Origin of the sequence: Segetibacter aerophilus (assembly GCF_007991655.1) — a bacterium.
GTDB classification, from domain to species: Bacteria; Bacteroidota; Bacteroidia; order Chitinophagales; family Chitinophagaceae; genus Segetibacter; species Segetibacter aerophilus.
On record NZ_BJYT01000010.1, the window covers coordinates 14,165 to 35,884 of the forward strand.

General features: G+C 41.9%; 15 protein-coding genes. 2 read left to right on the forward strand and 13 right to left on the reverse strand.

The window, feature by feature from the left end; all coding sequences use genetic code 11:
* Window positions 1–100: 100 nt before the first annotated feature.
* The 12 genes from SAE01_RS13845 to SAE01_RS13900 all read right to left on the reverse strand — a co-directional run bounded on the left by SAE01_RS13845 (window position 101) and on the right by SAE01_RS13900 (window position 16,495).
* Window positions 101–1,000, reverse strand: coding sequence for an SMP-30/gluconolactonase/LRE family protein (locus tag SAE01_RS13845; protein ID WP_147204375.1), 900 nt, complete (start codon window positions 998–1,000; stop codon window positions 101–103).
* Between the two features lie 351 nt (window positions 1,001–1,351).
* Entirely contained in the window at window positions 1,352–2,815 is a 1,464-nt protein-coding gene (locus SAE01_RS13850) for a Gfo/Idh/MocA family protein (protein WP_147204376.1), read from the reverse strand.
* Between the two features lie 98 nt (window positions 2,816–2,913).
* Complete coding sequence (locus SAE01_RS13855; RefSeq protein WP_147204377.1) at window positions 2,914–3,801, reverse strand: sugar phosphate isomerase/epimerase family protein; 888 nt, start codon at window positions 3,799–3,801, stop codon at window positions 2,914–2,916.
* A gap of 89 nt (window positions 3,802–3,890) precedes the next feature.
* The gene (locus SAE01_RS13860; RefSeq protein ID WP_147204378.1) at window positions 3,891–4,667 is read right to left on the reverse strand and encodes an SDR family NAD(P)-dependent oxidoreductase; all 777 of its coding nucleotides are present in this window, start codon (window positions 4,665–4,667) and stop codon (window positions 3,891–3,893) included.
* A 42-nt stretch (window positions 4,668–4,709) separates the two neighbouring features.
* On the reverse strand, window positions 4,710–5,735 hold the full coding sequence (locus SAE01_RS13865; protein ID WP_147204379.1) for a zinc-binding dehydrogenase: 1,026 nt from the start codon (window positions 5,733–5,735) through the stop codon (window positions 4,710–4,712).
* Between the two features lie 12 nt (window positions 5,736–5,747).
* Window positions 5,748–6,440: an orotidine 5'-phosphate decarboxylase / HUMPS family protein gene (locus tag SAE01_RS13870; protein ID WP_147204380.1), complete on the reverse strand. Its 693-nt coding sequence runs from the start codon at window positions 6,438–6,440 to the stop codon at window positions 5,748–5,750.
* 23 nt (window positions 6,441–6,463) lie between these two features.
* A complete protein-coding gene (locus SAE01_RS13875) occupies window positions 6,464–7,105 on the reverse strand; it encodes a 3-keto-disaccharide hydrolase (RefSeq protein ID WP_147204381.1) in 642 nt (213 codons plus the stop codon).
* A 203-nt stretch (window positions 7,106–7,308) separates the two neighbouring features.
* Entirely contained in the window at window positions 7,309–8,475 is a 1,167-nt protein-coding gene (locus SAE01_RS13880; RefSeq protein ID WP_147204382.1) for a hypothetical protein, read from the reverse strand.
* A gap of 41 nt (window positions 8,476–8,516) precedes the next feature.
* On the reverse strand, window positions 8,517–10,178 hold the full coding sequence (locus SAE01_RS13885) for a RagB/SusD family nutrient uptake outer membrane protein (RefSeq protein ID WP_147204383.1): 1,662 nt from the start codon (window positions 10,176–10,178) through the stop codon (window positions 8,517–8,519).
* A gap of 18 nt (window positions 10,179–10,196) precedes the next feature.
* Complete coding sequence (locus tag SAE01_RS13890) at window positions 10,197–13,421, reverse strand: SusC/RagA family TonB-linked outer membrane protein (protein WP_147204384.1); 3,225 nt, start codon at window positions 13,419–13,421, stop codon at window positions 10,197–10,199.
* 489 nt (window positions 13,422–13,910) lie between these two features.
* Window positions 13,911–14,666, reverse strand: a complete 756-nt coding sequence (locus SAE01_RS13895; RefSeq protein ID WP_147204385.1) for an SDR family NAD(P)-dependent oxidoreductase — start codon at window positions 14,664–14,666, stop codon at window positions 13,911–13,913.
* Window positions 14,667–14,779: 113 nt separating this feature from the next.
* On the reverse strand, window positions 14,780–16,495 hold the full coding sequence (locus tag SAE01_RS13900; protein ID WP_147204386.1) for an IlvD/Edd family dehydratase: 1,716 nt from the start codon (window positions 16,493–16,495) through the stop codon (window positions 14,780–14,782).
* Window positions 16,496–16,776: 281 nt separating this feature from the next.
* On the opposite strand from SAE01_RS13900, the gene SAE01_RS13905 reads away from it, so the two are divergent.
* Together SAE01_RS13905 and SAE01_RS13910 are read left to right on the forward strand one after the other, a co-directional pair.
* Window positions 16,777–17,577 carry an alpha/beta fold hydrolase gene (locus SAE01_RS13905; RefSeq protein WP_147204387.1) on the forward strand — a complete coding sequence of 267 codons (801 nt, stop codon included), beginning with the start codon at window positions 16,777–16,779 and terminating at the stop codon, window positions 17,575–17,577.
* A 243-nt stretch (window positions 17,578–17,820) separates the two neighbouring features.
* Window positions 17,821–20,454 carry a PKD domain-containing protein gene (locus SAE01_RS13910; RefSeq protein ID WP_147204388.1) on the forward strand — a complete coding sequence of 878 codons (2,634 nt, stop codon included), beginning with the start codon at window positions 17,821–17,823 and terminating at the stop codon, window positions 20,452–20,454.
* A gap of 160 nt (window positions 20,455–20,614) precedes the next feature.
* On the opposite strand, the gene SAE01_RS13915 is transcribed toward SAE01_RS13910, so the two are convergent.
* Window positions 20,615–21,640: a lysylphosphatidylglycerol synthase transmembrane domain-containing protein gene (locus tag SAE01_RS13915; RefSeq protein WP_147204389.1), complete on the reverse strand. Its 1,026-nt coding sequence runs from the start codon at window positions 21,638–21,640 to the stop codon at window positions 20,615–20,617.
* Window positions 21,641–21,720 lie beyond the last annotated feature (80 nt).

Here is a 21,720-nt window from a genome sequence, read left to right on the forward strand (position 1 = left end):
TTTTATTTAGCCGACTAATAGTAATTCTATTAAACACTCTTGCGTCGTACTCTTATACCGCAACTCATTTTGCTACTAATGAACATTCTGATATGTTTTTTCAAAAAGCTGAAGTTTCTTTCCTTCCGAATTCAAATGTCGGCATTCCGGCAAAGCCGCAATCCCTGATTACAAATACAGATCCTGCAAGAGGTTCTTTTTGCAGCTGTTCTTGAGTAAGACGGATGCTTGCTGAAGTAATATAAAGATCTTCATAATTTTCACCCCCAAAAGTGCAGGAGGTTACCTGTGATACTGGCAGGTCTATCTGCATCAGTTTTTCTCCTGTCATTGGGTTCCATCTTGCCACTTTCCATCCGCCCCAATGTGCTATCCATAGCATGCCTTCCGTGTCTATCGTCATACCATCAGGAAAGCCTTCGATGGCATCCATCTCTATTATAATTTTTCGGTTTGCAAGCGAGCCCGTTTCCTTGTCGTATTCATAAGAAACGACTTGTAGTGTTGGCGAGTCGATAAAGTAAAACGTTTTATGATCGATGCTCCAGGCAATACCGTTTGAAATGCTGACGCTGTCAATCTTCTTCTCGACGGAAAGATCAGGCTTTAGTGTATAAAGCGCACCGCCAGGATGATCTTCTGTTAGCGGTAGTGTTCCTGCCCAAAATCTTCCTGCAGGATCGCACTTACCGTCGTTAAAACGATTACCAGCAATATGGGCTTCAGGATCAATTATATTCTCTACCACTTCACTTTCAAGATCAATAAATGAGAAGCCGCTTTTAGTAGCCGCAATCAATTTATCGTCACTCAGTGCTACAGCACCGACCATTTCGCCAACCGAAAAAGTTTTAAATAATTGAGTTGATGGTGTAAACTGATGAATGTGTCCTTCAACAATATCGACCCATAAAAGCCTGTTCTGCTTATAATCCCAAACAGGGCCTTCGCCTAAAATGCACCTGTGGTCAACGACCGTTTCAATCTTTTTAATTTCCATTAAATGCTGCTATTTTTCTTTCAAAGGAATATGTCTTTTAATAACTTTTATAGGATTGCAAGAATAACAACGAATGCCGAAGTACGCCAGCTGATGGACTGTTTATTACAAAAGTTCACTTGAAAGGCACCGTACTTTTACCAACTCTATTTTACAAAAGAAATGAGCGACTGTTTCATTTGATGCGTCTTGAGTAAATGTACAAGTGAGTGACACAACAATGTTGACCAGGATACAATTGCCTGTAAACAAAAAAGGGTTTAAAAAAAGTCAATACCTCCCTCAAACTAAAAATCTTACAAGCGCTGCCGAGCAACAACTTGTAAGATTTAGATGTAACGTTTTATTCTTTTAAACTCCTCCTAAAGTCCAACCCTGGCGGTATTCGCGCTTTACATATTGGTTGACTTCTTCAAGATTTGTAACACGCATATTTTCATGATCCCATAAAAGCTTCATATTGCTTCCTGGGTAATCCATGCCTCTTCCGTTAGCCCTCGGCTTAGGAGTATCTGCGGCACGAATAGCAAGATTAGCCATTAAAATTGCTTCGGTCAGAGGACCGGCCAGATTGAATGGAGAACTGAGTTCCTTTTTACCGTAACCTGCAATAGCACCTTCCACCCACTGTGCATAGTGGCCGTCTGCGCTACCCGGAACGCGAGCGTATGTCTGCTTAACTTTCACCTCTTGGTTGCGTGAAAGCGGCAACAGACGTGGATTAGCAGCATACTCGCTAGCCATCATTTTACCCTTGGTTCCCACGAATAAAATTCCGCTGTTACCATCGCCGAAAACTTCATCAGGTCCCAATTCTTCGGGTCTTTCAGGCTTAATTCCACCGTCCATCCAATGCATCGTAACTGGGCCCTTTGTTTTAGTTCCTTTAGGAAAAGTCAACGTAGCGTGGCTTGAAGGAGGGAAACTTTTAGGGAAATAACCGCGTTTGCTCCAATCGGTAAACACACTGGTAACTGAAGCCTGGCAATCAAGAGCATACTTAATACCCAGCACACTAAAAGGAGCTTCCATCAGGTGGCAACCAAGATCGCCGAGGGCACCTGTACCGTAGTCGGCCCATCCACGCCAGCTTGCAGGAATTAGTTTGTCAACATAATCTACGTAGGGAGCGGTACCTAGCCAGAGATCCCAATCGAGTCCTTTTGGCACCGGTGGTTTCTCGCTTGGCCAGGGAATGCCCTGGGGCCATATAGGTCTGTTGGTAAAAATGTACACCTTATCAACGTCACCAATTACTCCTGCATCATACCATTCGCGTAACTGTCTGACGCCGTCACCTGAAGCACCCTGGTTTCCCATTTGGGTTACCACCTTATATTTTTCAGCAGCTTCAGTTAATTTTCTAGCTTCCCAGATATCGTGAGTCATTGGTTTCTGAACATACACGTGTTTACCTCTTTGCATGGCTGCCATAGCAACAACGGCATGGGTATGATCGGGAGTTGATACAGACACAGCATCGAAGTTTTTCGCTTCTTTTTCAAACATCTCGCGCCAGTCTTTGTAGTACTTGGCTTTAGGAAAAGCTTTGACTGTATTTTCGGCTCTGCGATCATCGACGTCGCAGAGATAAGCGATGTCTGCTTTACCCGATTTGAAGAAATAATTAATGTCCGACTGTCCTTTGCCTCCTACTCCAACCGCCGCGATTGTGAGGCGATCACTTGGAGCAACAAAGCCACGACCTAATACGTGTCGGGGAACAATCATAAAACCGGCTGCACCGAGGGCAGTGTTTTTAATGAAGTGTCTGCGGGAATTACCTTCCGGCAGATTTAATTTTTCATCTGGCATCGTTTTACTTTTAAAGATTATGAGTGTGATTTATTGTAACCTATTTTAAGTTATCCGAAAAGCTGTATTAGTTGTTCAATTGGTGTAGTCGCTTGTAGTTACTCCGGCCAATGTTCTGAAATTTTCTTACGAACAAAAGTTACACTTCGTTCGAGTTGATCCATTCCATCCACTCCGTCTTCAATGCTAATCCATCCATTGAAACCTACCCTTTTTAATTCGGCGAAAATGGCATCATAATCGTTTAATCCTTTTCCTATTTCGCCGTGGCTCAGTCGTTTTGCATAACCTAGTGCACCACCTTCTTCTTTTCGCAGATCTTCGATTGTTCCTTCCTTCAAATACCTGTCACTGGCGTGCATTGTTACTACACGATTTGAAACTCTTTTAAGCAGATCAATTGGGTCTTCTCCCGCGAGGTAAGTGTTACTTGGGTCATAATTTACACCAAAATTTGGAGAATCGATACGATTGACCAGTTTACAAAAAACGTCCATTTTTTGTGCAAACTCCGGGTACTCCCAAAAATCGTCTTTGTAGTGGTTTTCAAGGATAAGCGTGATACCATGATCAGCAGCGTAAGGCAAACAAGCTTCTATACATTGAGCGGCAAGCTCTACCCCATTATCTATTGATAGTTCTGGCCTTTTTTGTCCTGAAAGTACCCGGCAATATGAACCGCCAAGGGCGAACGTCATATTAATCCACTGCTTTTGTTTTGCTATTTCGTTGGTTCTAAAAGCCGGATCAGGATGAGTGAAATCTGGGGAGCAACACATCATTGGAATTTTCTTTCCTTGATCTTCGACCTCACTTCGAAAACGCGCCCAATTGTCTTCGTTTTGCATTTCGAGAAAGCCGGCATACCATTCAAGGCCATCTATATCAAGCTTAACTGCAAGATCTATCCATTCAGAAACCCGCATAGTTCCGTCTTTGCAAAGTGCATTCATAAATGCTTTTGGAAAAACAGCTAACTGAGGCATGGGATAATGAATAATTTTTTAATGAATAATTAAAATGTATAATGAATAATTGCTAAGCTGGAAATGGTAGGGAGCTTTTTAATTTGAGTTTAGTTCTTTGGTGGATTACGTCCTATTAAAGGGTACTGTTCAAGATCGACTACCTGTCCGCTGATTGGTCCGCTTTCGTTGGCTAACCAGTATATAGCGGCTGCGGCAATTTCCGAAGGCCAAAGAATACGACCGGCGGGAGCATAGACAGAAGAAATATCCTTGTACCAGTCATCCTTCAAACCTTGTGAGCGCTTGCGCTGTATTTCCGTTTCTGTTAGCACCCAACCTGGGTTGATTTGATTTACACGTACCCCGCTTTCACGAAAGAGCGTATCCCCCAGATTTCTTGTCATCGTCATAAGCGCACCCTTTGAAACACTGTATGCAAATAAGTTTGGTTCACCGCTCCATGCGTTTACTGAACCTATATTTAAAACACAGCCCCCCTCTTTAGCCAAATATGGAAATGCTGCTTTAATAAGTGCAAAGGGTGCAACGGTATTAACATCTAAAACTTTTCGCAGAAACGCGAGGTCAGTTGTTTCCATATTTGACGACAGTATCATGGCGGCATTATTTACAACTGCATCAAGTTTACCAAATGTTTTTACGGCCAGTTCAACAAGTCTTTCGGGTGCGCCTTCATTAGTAATTTCTTCAATTTGCAAGACGCCTTTATCCTTTTCAATCTCATTTATAACAGCTTCCCCAAGGTCTTGTTCCAACCCATGAACAACAACACTTGCGCCCTCTGCAACACACCGTAATGCGATCGCTTTTCCAATACCAGTGCAACTACCGGTAACGATGATAACCTTGTTATTTAAGCGCATCCTTTATTTTGCATTAGGAAGAAAATATTAGAATAGAGTTGATTATGCCGGCTTCAATACACTTTTAATAACTTCTCCTCTATGCATCTTTTCAAATGCTGTATGCCATTCTGATATTGGCCAGATGCCTCCAATAATTGGTTTCACATCTAATTGGCCTGTAGACAATAGTGTAAGTACTCTCTCCCACATTGGCCAGTTATGGCTGAAGCTACCCTGCAGGGTAATGTTTTTTTGAACAAGCGGATCAAGCGAGAACCCGAGTGGTTGAGGTCCCCAGCCAACCTTCGAAATTTTGCCATTTGGTCGAACCAGTTGCAAAGCAATCTTTAAAGTGATACTTGCACCTGCTGCATCGATCACACAATCTGCTCCAAGTCCATCGCGTTCATTTGCCCAGGCTGTCGCATCTCCAATAATGGCTTCACAGCCGTATTGTTTCGCGATTTCTAAACGATGCCTGTCAGCCTCTAATCCTACAATTGCCACTTCTGCCCCGCAAAGCCTTGCCATCGCGGCACACAAGATCCCTATTGTTCCCGGACCTAATACAACGACCCGATCTCCTGGTTTAAGGCGCGTGTTTTCGACAACAGCGCTAAAGGCCACACAACAAGGTTCAGTAAGACAAGCTTGTTCAAAAGGAAGTGAATCCGGGACCTTGTGAAGGCAACGTGCAGGAACACGAACATAGCGGGTCATAGCACCATTAACCCCATAGCCAAAACCTTTGCGGGTAGGATCAAGATTGTAAAGCCCTCTTTTTGACATCGGGTTATTTAAATCAATCACTGCCGCTGTTTCGCTTACTACCCTATCGCCTTCTTTCCAGCCATTAACTTGTTTACCGGCTTCAACGATTACACCGCCAAATTCATGGCCAAGTACAACCGGATAATTAACAGGCCAGCTATGATCATTGGTCCATTGATGTAAGTCGCTTCCGCATACTCCTACGTTAGCTACTTCAAGCAGTACATCTTCGTCACCAATAGAAGGTTTGTCAATTTCACGGATTTCTACCGAGCCCTTTTCAGGTGCATAATTTACTACAGCAGCTGACTTCATATTTTGATGTCTTTAGACAGAAGTATAAGAATGAATTTTTTCGCAGATTAGACGCAGAGAACTTTCAAGATCACCGCCCGCTGTTTTAAAGCTATCGCTGTCAATAGTAAGTGGAGCACCAAGAACAACCAGCGGAGCACCGTATTCAGGACATTGGATGGCTTGTTCCAAACTAAGCCCACCAACAGCTTGCACGGGAATGTTGACTGCCTGAACGACTTCTTTTAATTGATCGAGCGGACTAGGCATTCGCTCTCCCCTTGCGGCTATTCCTCTTCTTTCATCATAACCGATATGGTGAACAATGTAGTCGCAACCCAGCCTTTCAAGCCATCTTGCTGCTTCAACCATATCTTCGCATCCAAGATTGTCGCCCATTACTTTTACACCAAAATCACGACCGGCAGCAACCACACATTTTATCGTTTCTTCATGGGCTCTTGCCATAACGACCACGTGAGTAGCACCTGCTTTTGCCATCATTTCAGCTTCAAGATAACCACCGTCCATGGTTTTAAGGTCTGCAACAATTGGCACGCCGGGAAAAGCTTCACGCAATTTCCTTACGCCATGTAAACCTTCCGCCAAGATTAATGGAGTACCGGCTTCGAGCCAATCAACCCCTGCACGCATGGCCATTGCAGCAGTTTCAAGTGCTTCATTAATGTTGGTAAGGTCTAGAGAAATTTGAACGATAGGTTTCATGCTTTTTAAGATACAAATTGTGTTTATGGTAATGGCCTGACCATGATGTCTTTAAAATAAGCAACGCTCTTTGGGTCGTGCCCTTGAAGAGCAAACGTACCACTCGAAATTACCCTGCCGGGATGACCTTTAGGCGCTGTTGCACCGGCAGGTTCTGTCCATTCAACAACTGTCTTATCGTTAATTTTCGTTGTTACATTTTTACCGTCAACTTTTATGTACAGTGTAAACCATTCGTCGTCTTTTACATAAACTTCCCGAACATCTACTATATCATATAAGCTCGCGGTTCTTTTCCAATCTGTATGAGAGTTGTTAACCTGTACTTCAAAACCTTTGTCGGGAAATCCCCTTTCCTGGAATTGAGTATGAAAATAAAAGCCGGAATTAGATCCCGCCTTTGTCATTACCTGGGCTTTCACTTCGAAATTTTTAAAGTCGTGATTCATTACTGGCCCGTCATAATACAGGTGAGAGCGCGGACCGGCCACCATGATACTTCCATTCTCAATTTTAAAAGTTCCCGGCTTTTCGCTAAACTTCCAACCATCGAAAGACTTGCCATCGAAAAGACTAATCCAACCTTTTCCACCGCCTGCTTTCTTAGCACCGGAGCAGCCAAATAATACTAACACGGTTGCAAAAATTACACTGACTCTTATCATGTTGCTTATTAATTGTATAATATTAATGGATCTATATCTATCATCAATTTACCTTTCTTATAGCGTTCATTTAACATTATCGCTTGAACCGCTGCATTATTACCAGGTATTCTGGTTTTCTTGTTTCTATACTTGTATTGTTTCCATTCTAAAATAGATTGAATGCTATAAAAGTTGACTGAGCATCGATCAAGACTGGGCCACTATTTAATAGAAGACAGTTGTGCATACGTATTACCAATTCTATACTCATAACTCACAGAAACATTAGGGACAATACTTATTATTTTTAAAATACCATAAAAAACGTTTGTTGGGTTAGGACCGTTGACAATTTTGAAAACGTAGACACCTTCTCCGGAAGATGGATTAGCTGTTGCAGTTGGAATTCCTGCCATATATGCGGCGATAGCACTAGTGGGGCTATTAGTGGCATAATTGGCCAGGGTTGAAGGAACAAAAGAAATACTTTTTCCACCAACAGCCCAGTTAGCTCCACCATGCAACATCAAAGTACCAGGATCAACTGCAAGGATCGCATTAGCGTTAGTGGCAGATAAGGCCCCATTTACCAAAACGTTCAAACCATCCGTAGATCCTATAGCCATAGTTCCTGATTTTTTAAGAAAAAAATAAGGATCATTATCTACAACCACAACAGTAACATTATCCGTATTAGAACCAGATGTAGCTACGAAATTGTAGTACATAGTATCTTTACCTATTGCAAAATCATCACCCGAAATCGGGACTTGTGATACCGCGGCAAACGAACCCACGTTTATCCATGGAGCATTCATACCATTCTTTCTTTGTACAACAACATTACCAGTGAAAGCTCCTGACTTAGGCGCGACGATAATATCCAAGTTAGCTGTACCCGCACCACGAATTACCTTAACAGAACTACCGTTGTATGACGGTCCGTTAATCGATGTAGCCGGGCTCAAAGTAACTACAAGAGAGGCCGACTCCGTTTTTCCAGCCCAGCTAACAAACACGTTATCGCCCGCGTTAACCATTTGAGCCTGGGCTTTTGTGTAAGTAACAGATGCAGTTAAATTACTTGCGACAGTAATGTTTTGCTGAGTGCCAGCTAAAGGAAGCAACTGTGAGGAGGTAGATCCGGATGGGGTTTGTTGCTTAAGCAATTCAACTATCATAACATCGCCTGGCTTAGCATTAGGCAAGGTTACATTTACCGTAAAGCTGTTATCCAGCGTAGAAATCCCAGGCGAGGTAGCAGTCGAGATACCAGTAATGGTCGTCACACCATTTACTACATTCGGAACATCCCAATACGGTTGTTTAGAACAGCTAGCCATTAAGGCCAGTGAACATATTAATATTAGTGAGCTCTTATTTTTCATTTTGCATATATAAATTAGTTAACAATTGCATTCACCCTTTTTTACTGCCCAGCTTGTTTAGGCAGAAAGTTGAAATTCTGTAAGCATTTTGCATTAACAGCAATTTCATTCTGTGAAATAGGACACAACAAATTCATAGCGGAAAACGCGAAACTGAAACCTGTAGGCTGGTGGCCAAAAAAGCTTTGAATTGCAGCGAATGAACCTACTCCATCTACAAGGCACATGCGGGTACGGCGCTGGTCCCATAGCATTTTATTTTCCAATATCAATTCATAAGCACGTTCGCTCATAATGGATTTTAGGTTTATATCAGAGGCTAGAAAATCTGGTAGAAGTGCCCTCTGCCTAACTGCATTAATCCCTTTGGTAATATCATTATCGGAAACAGCAGTTCCCAATTGCCTTAATGCCCAGTTTACTTCTGTAAGCATAAGCAGTATGTCTGCGTACCTGTAAAAAGTATAGTTTAAATTAGTTCCACCCCCGTTTTTAATTGCCAAAGAATCATAATATTTGTAGACATAAGGCTGGGGAAACTTATCGGCAGGCCCTTGATTGGGATCGAACTTTTTGGCATAGGTATCGGAATAAAAAAACATCTGGCGGTCTTGAAGTCGTTTATCAGCAGGATTATAGGAAGCAATATATCCTAGAGTTGGTATATCAGTACCATATTCATCTCCGGCCTGATAGATATGGCTTTGAGTGGGAAGTGTACATTGTACGAATCCAGACATATCATTAACCCCTCCTAAATATTGGGCTTGAAATATTGCCTCTCCGGTATTGTTTATTTTAGAAGGTGTGTGAAGATCACTATAAGTTCCTAAAGTGTATTTACCATACAAAGCATTTAACTGTGTCTGTGCTTTTAGCATAAAATCTTTAGCACTTGGCGTATTTACAGGGTAGCCAGTTTGAGCGAATAGGCCATCGACACACCAGTTTTTGGCAGGAGCTGTTGCCACTTCCTGGTAAGGGTAACCTGCACATGTAAGGTAAACATCTGCCAGAATAGCTCTTGATATAAGCTTCGTTATTCTACCATTGCCAGATGGCGCATCAACTAAAGAACTTGTATTAACAGCGTATTCCAAATCAGGAATAATTACCTGATCATAAATATTTTTGAGTGAAACACGCGGCTGCTGGGCCTCGGCAACACTTGCAAGAACCGACGTATCCATTACAAGGTCCCCATAATAACGTACCAACATAAAATAGTAAAAGGCACGAAGAGTTCTAACCTCTCCATAAGCGGCAGATTGTTGGGATGCAGTCCAATCTGTAATACCACCTATTTTTGAAAGCGCTAGGTTACAATCTCTAACACCTTGGTACTCATTATTCCAGAAATTATCATAATCTGAAAGTGTACCCCCTGAAACCTGGTTGGTTTGGAATTTAAAAAATTGCGGATGCGCATCGGTTGTGTAAACCTTGCCAGTAGGATATTCAACGGTACAAGGTAAAAAATTACCATAATCTCCTGCGCCGCCTGTATAAAGGGCCAACGATCTGTATGTTCCGGTTACTAAAGCCGCACCTTCAGATGCCGATGAAAAACTGTAGTCAGATGTTATTTGCCCCGTAGGAGTCTCCTTCAAAAATTTTTGGCAACTGCCAAGGACAAATGCAATCGACGAGAACAACAGTGGATATGTCAGGGCTCTTTTATATTTTTTGAAATTAATTTGCATATTTTATCATTTTAACATTTAAAAACTTGTGTTAACTCCAAATGAAAACACTGTAGGAACAGGATACTGGTATTTATCAGTATTAGGGACGAGTGCAAATTGTTTATCCAATGAGCTACCTTCTGGGTCATATCCTGCAGCTTTAGTTCTCAAGAAGAAGTTCTGAGTACTGAGGTAAACTCTGAACCTTGATAACCCCCATTTTTGAACGCTTTTATCAGGTATTGTATAGCCAATAACTGCATTAGCACCCCTAATAAAGGAAGCATCATACATCATGTGAGTATCAGGGTAAGACTGGTAGTAAGCACCCCCGTTTCCCGGGCGAAATTGAGCAACCATAGTATTTTGATGATCAGGGCGCCATGCATCAAGGCTGGAGTTTAAACCACCAGAAACCAACTGGCGGTCTTCAGCAGATTCATGAACAAACGCCTTAGATACACCTTGCACAATCTGGATATCTACCCCTACGTCGAAATTCTTATAAGTAAAGCTGTTATTAAAGCCGATGAGCCAATGAGGAAAAGCATTTCCCATAACATCACCATCTGTAAGTAAATCTATCTTACCATCATTATTTCTGTCTAAGAATTTAAGGTCACCAGGCTTGAGGCCGTAACGTGCTGCTAAAGAAGTTTCCTCTGTGCTAAAAACTCCTAAACGAGTTAGGCCAAAAAAGGAACCAATAGGCTGGCCAATAATCAATGCTGAGGTTCCATTACCTGCACCTGTCTGAGCATAAATGGGCGCGCCGGTAGGGCCAAGTTGAACTACTTTATTTACATTATTAGTAGCAGTTATAGTAGAAGTCCATGACAAATTTTTTGTTTCAATATTTCGGGTATTTAAGGTAAACTCAAATCCGGCATTCTGCACCTTGCCATAGTTCTGCGTTACACTACCCGATGTCATTGAAAGCGGAAGTGGCACCTGGAGCAGCATGTTACTTGTGAGTTTATGATAATAGTCAAAACTTAAATTGACTCGGTCGTGCAATATTCCAAATTCCAAACCGGCATCATATTGTTCAGTTGTTTCCCATTTTAGGTCATTGTTAGCTACTGAACTGGGGTAAAGACCCGTAAAAGAAGTACCACCCAATACAACATTGGCGGTTGAAATATATGACTGCGTCACATAGCTTCCTATTTCCTGGTTACCGGTACGGCCCCAGCTTCCCCTTAATTTAAGATTAGATAAAGCAGTGACGTTTTTCATGAAATTTTCCTGAGAGACTCTCCAGGCAACCCCTGCTGACGGAAAGAAGCCATATTTATTGTTGCTTCCAAACTTAGACGAGCCATCTTCGCGGCCTGTTAAAGTGAATAAGTATTTGTCTTTATAACTATAATTAATCCTGCCGAAATAAGAATTTAGAGCGCTTGATCCGTCTGCACTGCTAACACCAGGTCTAACTGCCGCCCCTGCGCCAAGATTAGAATACCCGTAGAAATCAGACAGAAATATCGAGTTACTTGCACCATTGTTTTGGTAACGCAATTGAGACCAGGAAAGACCTAAAACAGCGCTTAAATTATGGTCAGTACCAATTCGTTTATTATAATTAAAATAATTTTCGTTCTGCCAGTACATATTTGTTTGTGTATTAACACTTGCACTACCAGTACTTCCATATAATTGGCCACTGTAGCTGTCTTGCTTATATGCGTTGTAATCTATCGAGAAATCACTTTTAAAGGTCAGGTCTTTAGTAATGTTAGCCGTAGTGGTAAAACTACCAGTAACCTGGCCAATATGATTAAATCCAATATTTTCCTGCCTTCTGTAAAGAACGTTGAACCATTGCTCACCTACGTTAAAGTCTTGGTTGGTCCCCCAACGGCCACCGACATAAGTATTACCAATGAGTTGATTAGCGTCAGTAGGGTATTTGACTGGCAAAATGCTCCATACCTCTGCTGTAGAACGGGGAATGTCTCCATCTCTATTTGTCTGCTTGCTTTTAATAAAGCTTAGAGAAGTACTTACATTGAGCCATTTCGAAACTTTAAAATCACTGGTAAGTCTGCCTGTATAGCGCCTGAAGAATGATTGCTTCATTAAGCCGTTCTGGTCTGTATAGCCAAGCGACATAGAATATTTTGCATTTTCATTACCGCCACGTATAGCAAGACTCTGATCGGTTGAAACGGAAGGCCTAAAGATTAAACTTTCCCAATTTGTATTGTATATCGGTGCATAAGACTTGCCATCCTTACCAATTAAAGGTATTACGTAACTGCCTGTTGGAACTTGTTTAAACAAAGCAGGCATTTCGGAGAAAGAAGTGCCCGATCCAGTTGGACGGAAATCTTTACCTGGGTTGACAGTTCCATATTTATTTCCATTCGCCATAGCTTGCATATAGGTGTACATAAGCTGGTCTGACGTCATAGTATAAAGATGCCTTTGCATAACATTCAATGAAGCAGACCCATTGTAATCAAGCTGAGGCTTCCCGGACTTGCCGCGTTTGGTAGTGATAATAATAACACCATTGGCACCCCGGGCGCCATAAATAGCTGTAGCGGATGCATCTTTCAAAACATCAAGCGATAATATATCATTAGGATTTAAAGTTGATAAAGGGTTACCGACTCCTACAACACCGTCAACCACATATAGCGGCTCATTGTTAGAGTTAATAGAGTTCGTTCCCCTGATACGAACCATAGGCTGACTTCCAGGAACACCAGCGCCGTTTGAGATAACCTGCACGCCTGCCACCTTATTTTCTAACGCCTGGCCTAAATTTACCACAGGTTTATCCATAAGCCTTTTAGATGAAACAGTAGCTACCGATCCGGTAACGTCCTTTTTCCTTGCGGTTCCATATCCAATTACTACTACATCATCTAAACCTGCAATCGATTTTTCAAGTGTAATAGTAATATCGGTTTGACTGCCAGGATTTAAAGTTTTAGTGGCAAAACCAACACTGGAAACTTCAAGTGTAACCTTTCTGTTATTTGGTACACTAATAGAAAACCTTCCCTCCTCGTCAGTAGTGCTACCCGTCTTAGTCCCTGCAATAATTACAGATGCGCCTTGCAAAGGCGTTCCATCGGGACTTAAAATTCTTCCTCTAATCTGGCTTGGAGATAAGGTTTGTGCATGTAGTTGGAAACTGAAAAGCTGCAGAATAACAATCAGCTTAAAAACCCAACCCATTTTTTGGCTAATTCTTACTATGGGCTCAAATAAACTACCCGCATGCAAGGGCATGATTTTTTGTTTCATGAGAATGATTAAAATTGTTTAACAGACAAAAATTTAATTACCTGCCGATAGCGCTGCGAACGTTATCGGCTTTTTTTATGGGGAAATAATTAGGTGAAAACCTATTGCAACTGAAAGAAGCTGTTCAATGTATTAGTATCGAAATAATAAAGTTTAATAACTCCAGTTACTTAGAAAGACTATCAAAGATTTCTTATTTACCTGCTAAAAAGCAAAAGAATGGTTACGAATAAAAGGGGCTAAAATGCTCGCTTCATAAATAATGACCTTCGTATTTCTGTGGAAACAGTAATACGGATTGAAGCTTTAATTCAAATGAAAGTATTGTTGTGTGAAATTTTAAAAATACTTGCTCGAACAGAAAGTGTAGCGTTTTGGCATAGTTTATTTTGTTTCGTTAGATAAGCTAATATACAAATAAAATTAGATTAACATTATTTTCTAAAAAATACTGTTAAAAGAAACAGCAGTTTTTACAAGCGGTAATTATTAATAAGGAGAAGGGCTGACCGACGTCCATCCGCCGTCAACAATTAAGGTTTGGCCGGTTATATGCCTTGAAAAGGGTGAAACTAAAAATACAGCAGCATGAGCGATATCTTCTACAGTAGCAGGCCTTCCCATAGGAGTTATCCTTGACCAGGTCTCGGTGTAAGATGCATCACCTAAAGTTCGTTCTGTAGCCGTTGCCCCAGGTGCGATGGCGTTTACCGATATGTTGTATTCTGACAATTCGATCACCAGCCCTTTTGCCAGCATTTCAAGACCGGCTTTTGTCATTCCGTATGCAACTAAGTTTTTGTGTGCCTGGTGACCGGTAACCGAAGACATAAATAAAATACTTCCACCTGAATTTTGTGCTCTTATTTGTTTGGCCACCTCCTGTGCGAGAAAGAAACTTCCACCCAGGTTTAGCTGCATTACTTTATATAAAGACTCCGGCTCATACTCGAGGAATTCATTGAAAAGTGTGATGCCTGCGTTAGCAATTGCAATCGTAACTTTTCCAAACTCACTGATCGTTTGCTGTACCATGTCTTTTATGAAAGACACATCCGCCGCATCTCCCGGTACCGCTATGCAGTTGCCGCCTGATTCTTTAATTGTTTTTACAGCCTCATCGGCAAGACGTTCGTCAACGTCATTTAACGCAACCCTGACACCTTGGAAGGTTAATTGTTTTGCAATCTCAAAACCGATGCCCTGGCCGGCACCCGTTATTATGGCAACCTGTTCGTTAAACATAGTCTTCTAAATTGTCATTGAATAGGTGAGTTGTGAATTGGGATTTAGGAGTTGGGAGTTGTAAGTAAGAAATTGGGCAATTACTCACAACTCACTGCTCACACCTCACAAGACTAATGCGAGTCCCTTGTAATTTCACTTCCTGACTTGCCCCGCAAGAATTCAAAATCAGCACCAAGATGCGCTTGCTGAACTGTTGAAGTATACAAATTCACATAACCTCTTTCGCTTGCTAATGCCGGTGCTTTCCAGTTTTGTTTTCGCTCTTCTAGCTCTTCGTCTGGTACATGTAAATGCAGCGATCTATTAGGAAGGTCTAAAGTAATCAAGTCACCATTTTTGATAACACTAAAATTACCACCAACAGCCGCTTCCGGAGATACGTGCAATACAACTGTGCCGAAACCAGTACCGCTCATGCGACCATCCGAAATTCTTACCATATCTGTTACACCCTTCATCAGCAGTTTTTTTGGAAGTGCCATATTACCTACTTCGGGCATACCTGGGTAACCTTTCGGACCAACATTCTTCAAAACCATAACAGAACTCTCGTCTACGTCTAAATCGTCGTTGTCAATCCTTTCTTTATAGTCTTCGATATCTTCAAAAACTACTGCCTTTCCTGTATGCTGCAGTAGCTCCGCAGAGGCGGCAGAAGGTTTGATAACTGCACCGTTTTCACAAAGATTTCCGTTTAGGACAACAATGCCCGAAATAGCGTTAAACGGTTCAATAACTGAAGCAATAATCTCCCTATTTACAAACTCGCTACGTTCAAAATTTTCTTTAATTGTTTTTGAATTCACGGTAATGCAATCCGTATTTAAATGTTCTGCCAGCTCTTTTAAAACTGCCTGCAATCCGCCGGCATAATAAAAGTCTTCCATGAAAAATTTACCAGAAGGCTGAAGGTTGGCAAGAAGTGGAATTTTAGTAGAATATGTATCAATATCCTGCAGCGTTAAATCAATTCCAACCCGCCCTGCAATGGCTAAAAGATGAAGCACGAAGTTGGTAGATCCGCCAATGGCTGCATTAGTAATAATTGCATTTTCAAAAGCCTTACGAGTTAAAATATCTGAAGGTTTCAAATCGTCTTTAACCATTTCCACTATTCGCAATCCTGACAATTGCGCAAGCACTTTTCTTCTTGCATCAGCCGCAGGTATTGCTGCATTGTTTGGCAAAGAAAGTCCGAGTGCTTCTACCATACACGCCATAGTCGATGCAGTTCCCATCACAGCGCAGTGACCCCGACTTCTACACATACTTCCTTCAAGCGTTACAAATTCTTCCTGGCTCATCTTTTCTTCTTTTATGGCTGCCTGGTATCGCCACAAATCGCTTGTACCAATGGAAGTTCCTTTGTGTCTACCTGTTAACATGGCGCCTCCCGAAACAACAATCGTTGGAATATCAACACTACATGCACCCATGACCAGAGAAGGGGTAGTCTTATCGCAGCCGCAAAGTAAAACAACACCGTCTAAGGGATTAGCCCTTATAGACTCTTCCACATCCATACTTGCAAGGTTGCGGTAAAGCATGGCGGTTGGCTTCATCAACGTTTCACCTAACGACATTACCGGAAATTCAACAGGAAATCCGCCAGCCTGGTAAATACCTCTTTTTACAGACTCTGCCAGTTCACGAAAATGGGCGTTGCAAGGTGTCAATTCAGACCAAGTATTACATATGCCGATGACCGGCTTACCATCAAATTCATAGTCCGGAATTCCCTGGTTTTTCATCCATGCCCGGTATACAAAACCGTCTTTGCCCTTACGGCCAAACCACGCACGGCTTCTGAGATTTACTTCTTTCATGTAGTTTCAATTATGGCTGCCAATAGTTAAAGACTTCAAGATATTACAAAGAATGAAAGTAAAAGTGAATTTTTGAAATTGGATAACGAGAGGACCTTTTACGAGAAAATTTTATCGACATTTTGCAGTCGTAAGCACTCAGGTACCAGCATTATTTCTACTAGAAACATCGTTGCGTCGCAAGCACTTCAGCTGCATAACGTCTTGCATCAGTAGTTTCAATTTTAAAACCGCAAATGGAATGCAGCGTGCTTATCATTTAATTTTATCAAAAGTAAACCATGGAAAAACGATTTGAACACAACGGATCAGCAGGTTATTACGAGGTGTACGGAAGTGGAAAACCGGTTGTATTGCTGCATGGCTTTGCAGAAGACAATACGATCTGGAACGAACAAGTTTCATTTCTCGAACAACATTGCCTATTAATCATACCCGATCTTCCCGGAAGCGGGCGATCTCCATTGCTAACGAAAGAAGATGCCTCTATTGAAGACTACGCCGATATTGTACATGCGTTACTCAATTTCGAGAATATAGAAAAATGCCTCCTTTTTGGCCATAGTATGGGCGGCTACATTACGCTTGCATTTGCAGAAAAGTTTCCAGGGAAATTGGCGGGTTTTGGCGTGGTCCATTCTACAGCTTTCGAAGACAATGAAGAGAAAAAAAATACCAGGAGAAAAGCGATTAAGCTAATAGAAGAATATGGCGTTTATCCTTTTTTAAAAAACAGCACGCCAAACCTCTTTTCCGAGACCTATAAAAAAGAACATCCTGAAAGGGTTGCCGATTTAATAGAGCAGGGAAAAAAGTTTACAAAAGAAGCGCTGATACAATATTACACGGCCATGATCAAGCGACCCGACAGGACAAGCATACTTGAAAAAAGTGATGTTCCGGTTTTGTTTGCGATTGGGACAGAAGATTCTGCCGCTCCTTTGGAAGATCTCTTAAAACAGGTGCACCTTCCTAAAGTCTCCTATATCCATATTATAAAAGATGTTGGTCATATGAGCATGTGGGAGAAGCCGTCTGAATTGAACAAGCACCTTTATCAATTTATAAAAGACTGCTCGTAATTATTCAAACTACGCTAGCCTTCCAAAAAGTTTTTTAGGATAACTGTCGCGAGTTGTGCTTGCCGTTAAGCTTAAAATTCAAACGCAACCAACTGTTTGTGAGTTTTTTCGCTCTATCTATTAACACACTCTTATGACTAGCCGGGATAGGATAAATAGACCAACCTTTCGTACTTTCACTTGTCTAAGCGTGCAGCATTTTCTAATAACCTGCTGTTCTGTTATGACTAGTATAAAGCTGACATGAAGAAACTTTCGATCCTTTTAATTACAATCTTCTCCTTTTTACAAACTTTTGCCAGCCATATTGCAGGCGGCGAATTGTTTTATGAATATATCGGCCAGGGTAACTCTACTAATACAAACAAGTACCGGGTTACCATGAGACTTTTCAGGGACTGTCATTCCATAGGCCAAACCCTTCAAACAGAAAGAGTCGTGATTGGAATTTACCGCACGAGTGGGCTTACATTATATTCTAAAATTGAACTAGCCCTTCAGTCCCCTACTCCAAGTATTCAACTTAATACGAATGCGATTCCCTGCCTGGTAAATGCACCGGAGGTTTGTTTTCAAATAGGAGTCTTTACCGGAACTATCGATCTGCCTTCTACTGCTGACGGTTTCACACTCTCATGGGTTAGATGTTGCAGAATAGAAAACATTGGAAATCTTGAAACAACTACCGGAATTGGGGGAACGTTCGTAACTAAAATTCCCGGCCAGGGTATTTTACCTTCGGGAAATAATAGCAGCCCTCAATTCTTAATTAAAGACACGGCGCTGGTTTGCCAGAATAAGAATTTCATTCTTGATTTTGGTGCAACCGATTCTGATGGGGATCAGCTTACGTATTCATTTTGTGATGCCTACTCTGGAGGAACTTCTACCAATCCAAATCCCGGAACATCACCGGCCGGCATTCCCTCAAGTCTTTCGTTGAATTCCCTGCCTTATGGGGCCGGCTTTAGTGGTCAGAGTCCTTTGGGCGCTTCGGTAAAAATTAATCCACAGACAGGCAAAATAACCGGGGTTGCTCCCGCAGCGGGACGGTATGTAATAAATGTTTGCGTAACCGAATCCAGAAACGGTGTAGCAATTAATGAACACCGAAAAGACTTTATTTTACAGGTGGGAGATTGCGATTATACAGCCGCGGAACCGGTGCCATTTACAGGCGCTTACTGTAAAGATTTTAAAGTGACTTTTAGCAACAACAGTTCCTCCTCCAATATTCAGAGTTATTTCTGGGATTTTGGTGTAACGGGCAGTATTGCTGATACATCTTCATCAGCCCAACCCACATTTACATTTCCCGACACAGGTTCTTATAAAGTGAAACTGATAGTGAGAGCTGCAGCGGGTTGCGTTGATACAGGGATAACAACGCTTAGTGTTTATCCCGGTTTTAAACCTGATTTTGATTTTACGGGCAGTTGTTTCCAGGCTCCCTTTAACTTCAACGATAAAAGCACAGTAACCTACGGCGCGATTAATAGCTGGAGGTGGAACTTTGGAGATGTCTCTACGGCAGCTGATACTTCCCGCATAAAAAACCCAACTTACCAATATTCTGACACGGGCAGGAGGAGTGTTTCTCTCACGGTAACCAGCACCAAAGGCTGTACGGAAACCATTACGAAAACAGTGGCAGTAACAGACAAACCATTTCTTTCTCTGCCCTTTAAAGACACGTTGATTTGTAGTATTGATACGTTACAATTGAAAGCAGAAGGAACAGGAAGCTTTGTTTGGAAACCGGCAAATAATATCATTAACCCTAATAGCGCCAACCCGCTCGTCTATCCTAAAGCCACTACAACCTATGCGGTTACTGTAACAGAAAATGGGTGTGTAGCCAGCGACACAGTTCGTGTAAATGTCCTTTCTTTTATCAATGTAAATGCCGGTGCAGATACCAGTATTTGCATTGCTGATAGTTTCTTGTTGAGGCCATTGAGCCAGGCATTGCAATATCAATGGACGCCGACTTCACAATTATCGGGTAGCTCAAATAGTAAAAATGTGGTAGCGAAACCGACGACTACTACGACTTATGTCGTGACTGCTAATCTTGGAAAATGCCAGGCCAGAGATTCGATCAAGGTTGTTGTTGCTCCTTACCCTGTAGCAAAAGCGGGAGTTGACGCTGCTATCTGTTTTGGTGACCAGGTCCCTTTAGCAGCCACTATTACCGGGTCATCTTTTAGATGGTCGCCTGCAAATTCGCTTGCTAACGAAACCACTCTTACGCCGATTGCAAAACCTTCACAAACTACTGCATACATCCTGGCTGTCTCAGATACGCTTGGTTGTGCGAAGCCTGTTTATGACACCGTAATGGTTAAAGTAATTCCTAAAATAAATGCGTTTGCCGGCAACGATACGAGTATTGTTGCAAACCAACCCCTTCAATTAAATGCTACGGGCGGAAGCACGTATTTATGGAGCCCTTCTACAGGGATGAACAATCCCTCTATAGCAAATCCTACTGTTACGTTAGGCGCGTCTTACGATTCTATATTATACAGAGTGAGGGTGGGCGTACCGGAAGGATGTGTTCAGGAAGATGAAGTGAAAGTAAAAGTATTTAAAACAGGACCAGACATATTTGTGCCAACTGCATTTACTCCCAATCACGACGGTAAGAATGATTATTTTAAACCTATTGCAGTGGGAATGAAAGGCCTTAGCTCTTTCAAAGTCTTCAATCGATGGGGGCAACTGGTGTACAGTTCATCTGTTATTGATCTGGGATGGGACGGAACTTTAGGAGGTAAAGAGCAGGCACCCGGAACGTATGTATTTCTGGCTGAAGGTACAGACTACCTTGGAAAGACAGTGTTCAAAAAAGGAACGGTGATACTTATCAGGTAAATTTCAGCGCTGGCTAAAAACAGTGGAATAATGATCCAAAGTACAAGAGTGCGACGCAACGAAAGGTAACTTCTTAACTTACAGCCGGGACACAAAATTTTCATTCCACTCAACCCACAATAGTGTTATAAAATGACTTTATCGGAATCACGAAATGTGGCTATTTTTCCTTTAAAGCAACACTGTTACCAGACCTTGTAAAGAGGTGACGGCCTTTTGATGCGTAGATTAAAAGACCTATCAAAAGCGGCAACCAAAACTCATAAAACCTGAAGAGCAGCATAGACTGTACGGCAATAACGGTCGGGTATTTGTACTTCTGAAGTATGAAAGTAAGCGACAATTCGATTGCGCCCATGCCTCGAAGAAAAGGAGAAATGATAAGGAAAATAGCAGCCACGATATAGCCGATAACAGATGCTTCAAGCGAGGCATGAACCCCAGAACCAAGCATAGCAATATAGAGATGAATGATGCCGATAACTTCTATAAAAACAGACACTAATGTTGCTTTCCAAAATTGCATCATGGATAGCTCAAAGGAGAAAGTGTCAGTAAGAAACTTTTCTATTTTCGGTCTTCCTTTTATAACCCACCTGTAAAAGGGACCTTTTGTTTGAATGGATCTTACCAACAATACCATCGCTATCAGAATTGCCAGAACCGTTATAAAAGCAGCTCCTGTGCCGGGTACAGTTGCATCTTGTATCCACAGGTAAAACAAAACGGGTACCGCTACAATAAAAACAGAAAAGATTCCGATAAAGCCATAAATGACAGACGCATGGTGCACCTGTTGTACGTCGGCCTGACTATCGCGAATACTGGATGGCAAATAAGCCAAAGCCGTAATACCGCCGGCAGGAAGAAACACTGCAATGACATTTCGTTTAAGATATAACTCGGTTGCATGAAGCCATGAAATACGGCCGCCTATTGCCAGGAAACTATAGACATACAGACCTGCCTGCAAGAGAATATAGACAACTGTTCCGGCAATGCCGAGCCAAAGCCAAACTGGATTAGTATGCAGCAGAGAAGTGCCTAAAGACCTTAGTTCTCCCCGTTGCTTCCAAAAAAAATAACAGGCAATTATTATGAAGATGATGGCGAGGAATTCTTTCCAGCCCGCTTTCTTAAAAAAAGCTTTGATTTTATTTTGAGGCGAATTTTCGGGTCTTTCCATTCTAGACAAAATGCTTTGTACCGTTTTAAGTAAAGCCTTCCAAATACTTTTAAACCTCTAAAATAAACAAGCCAGTGTGA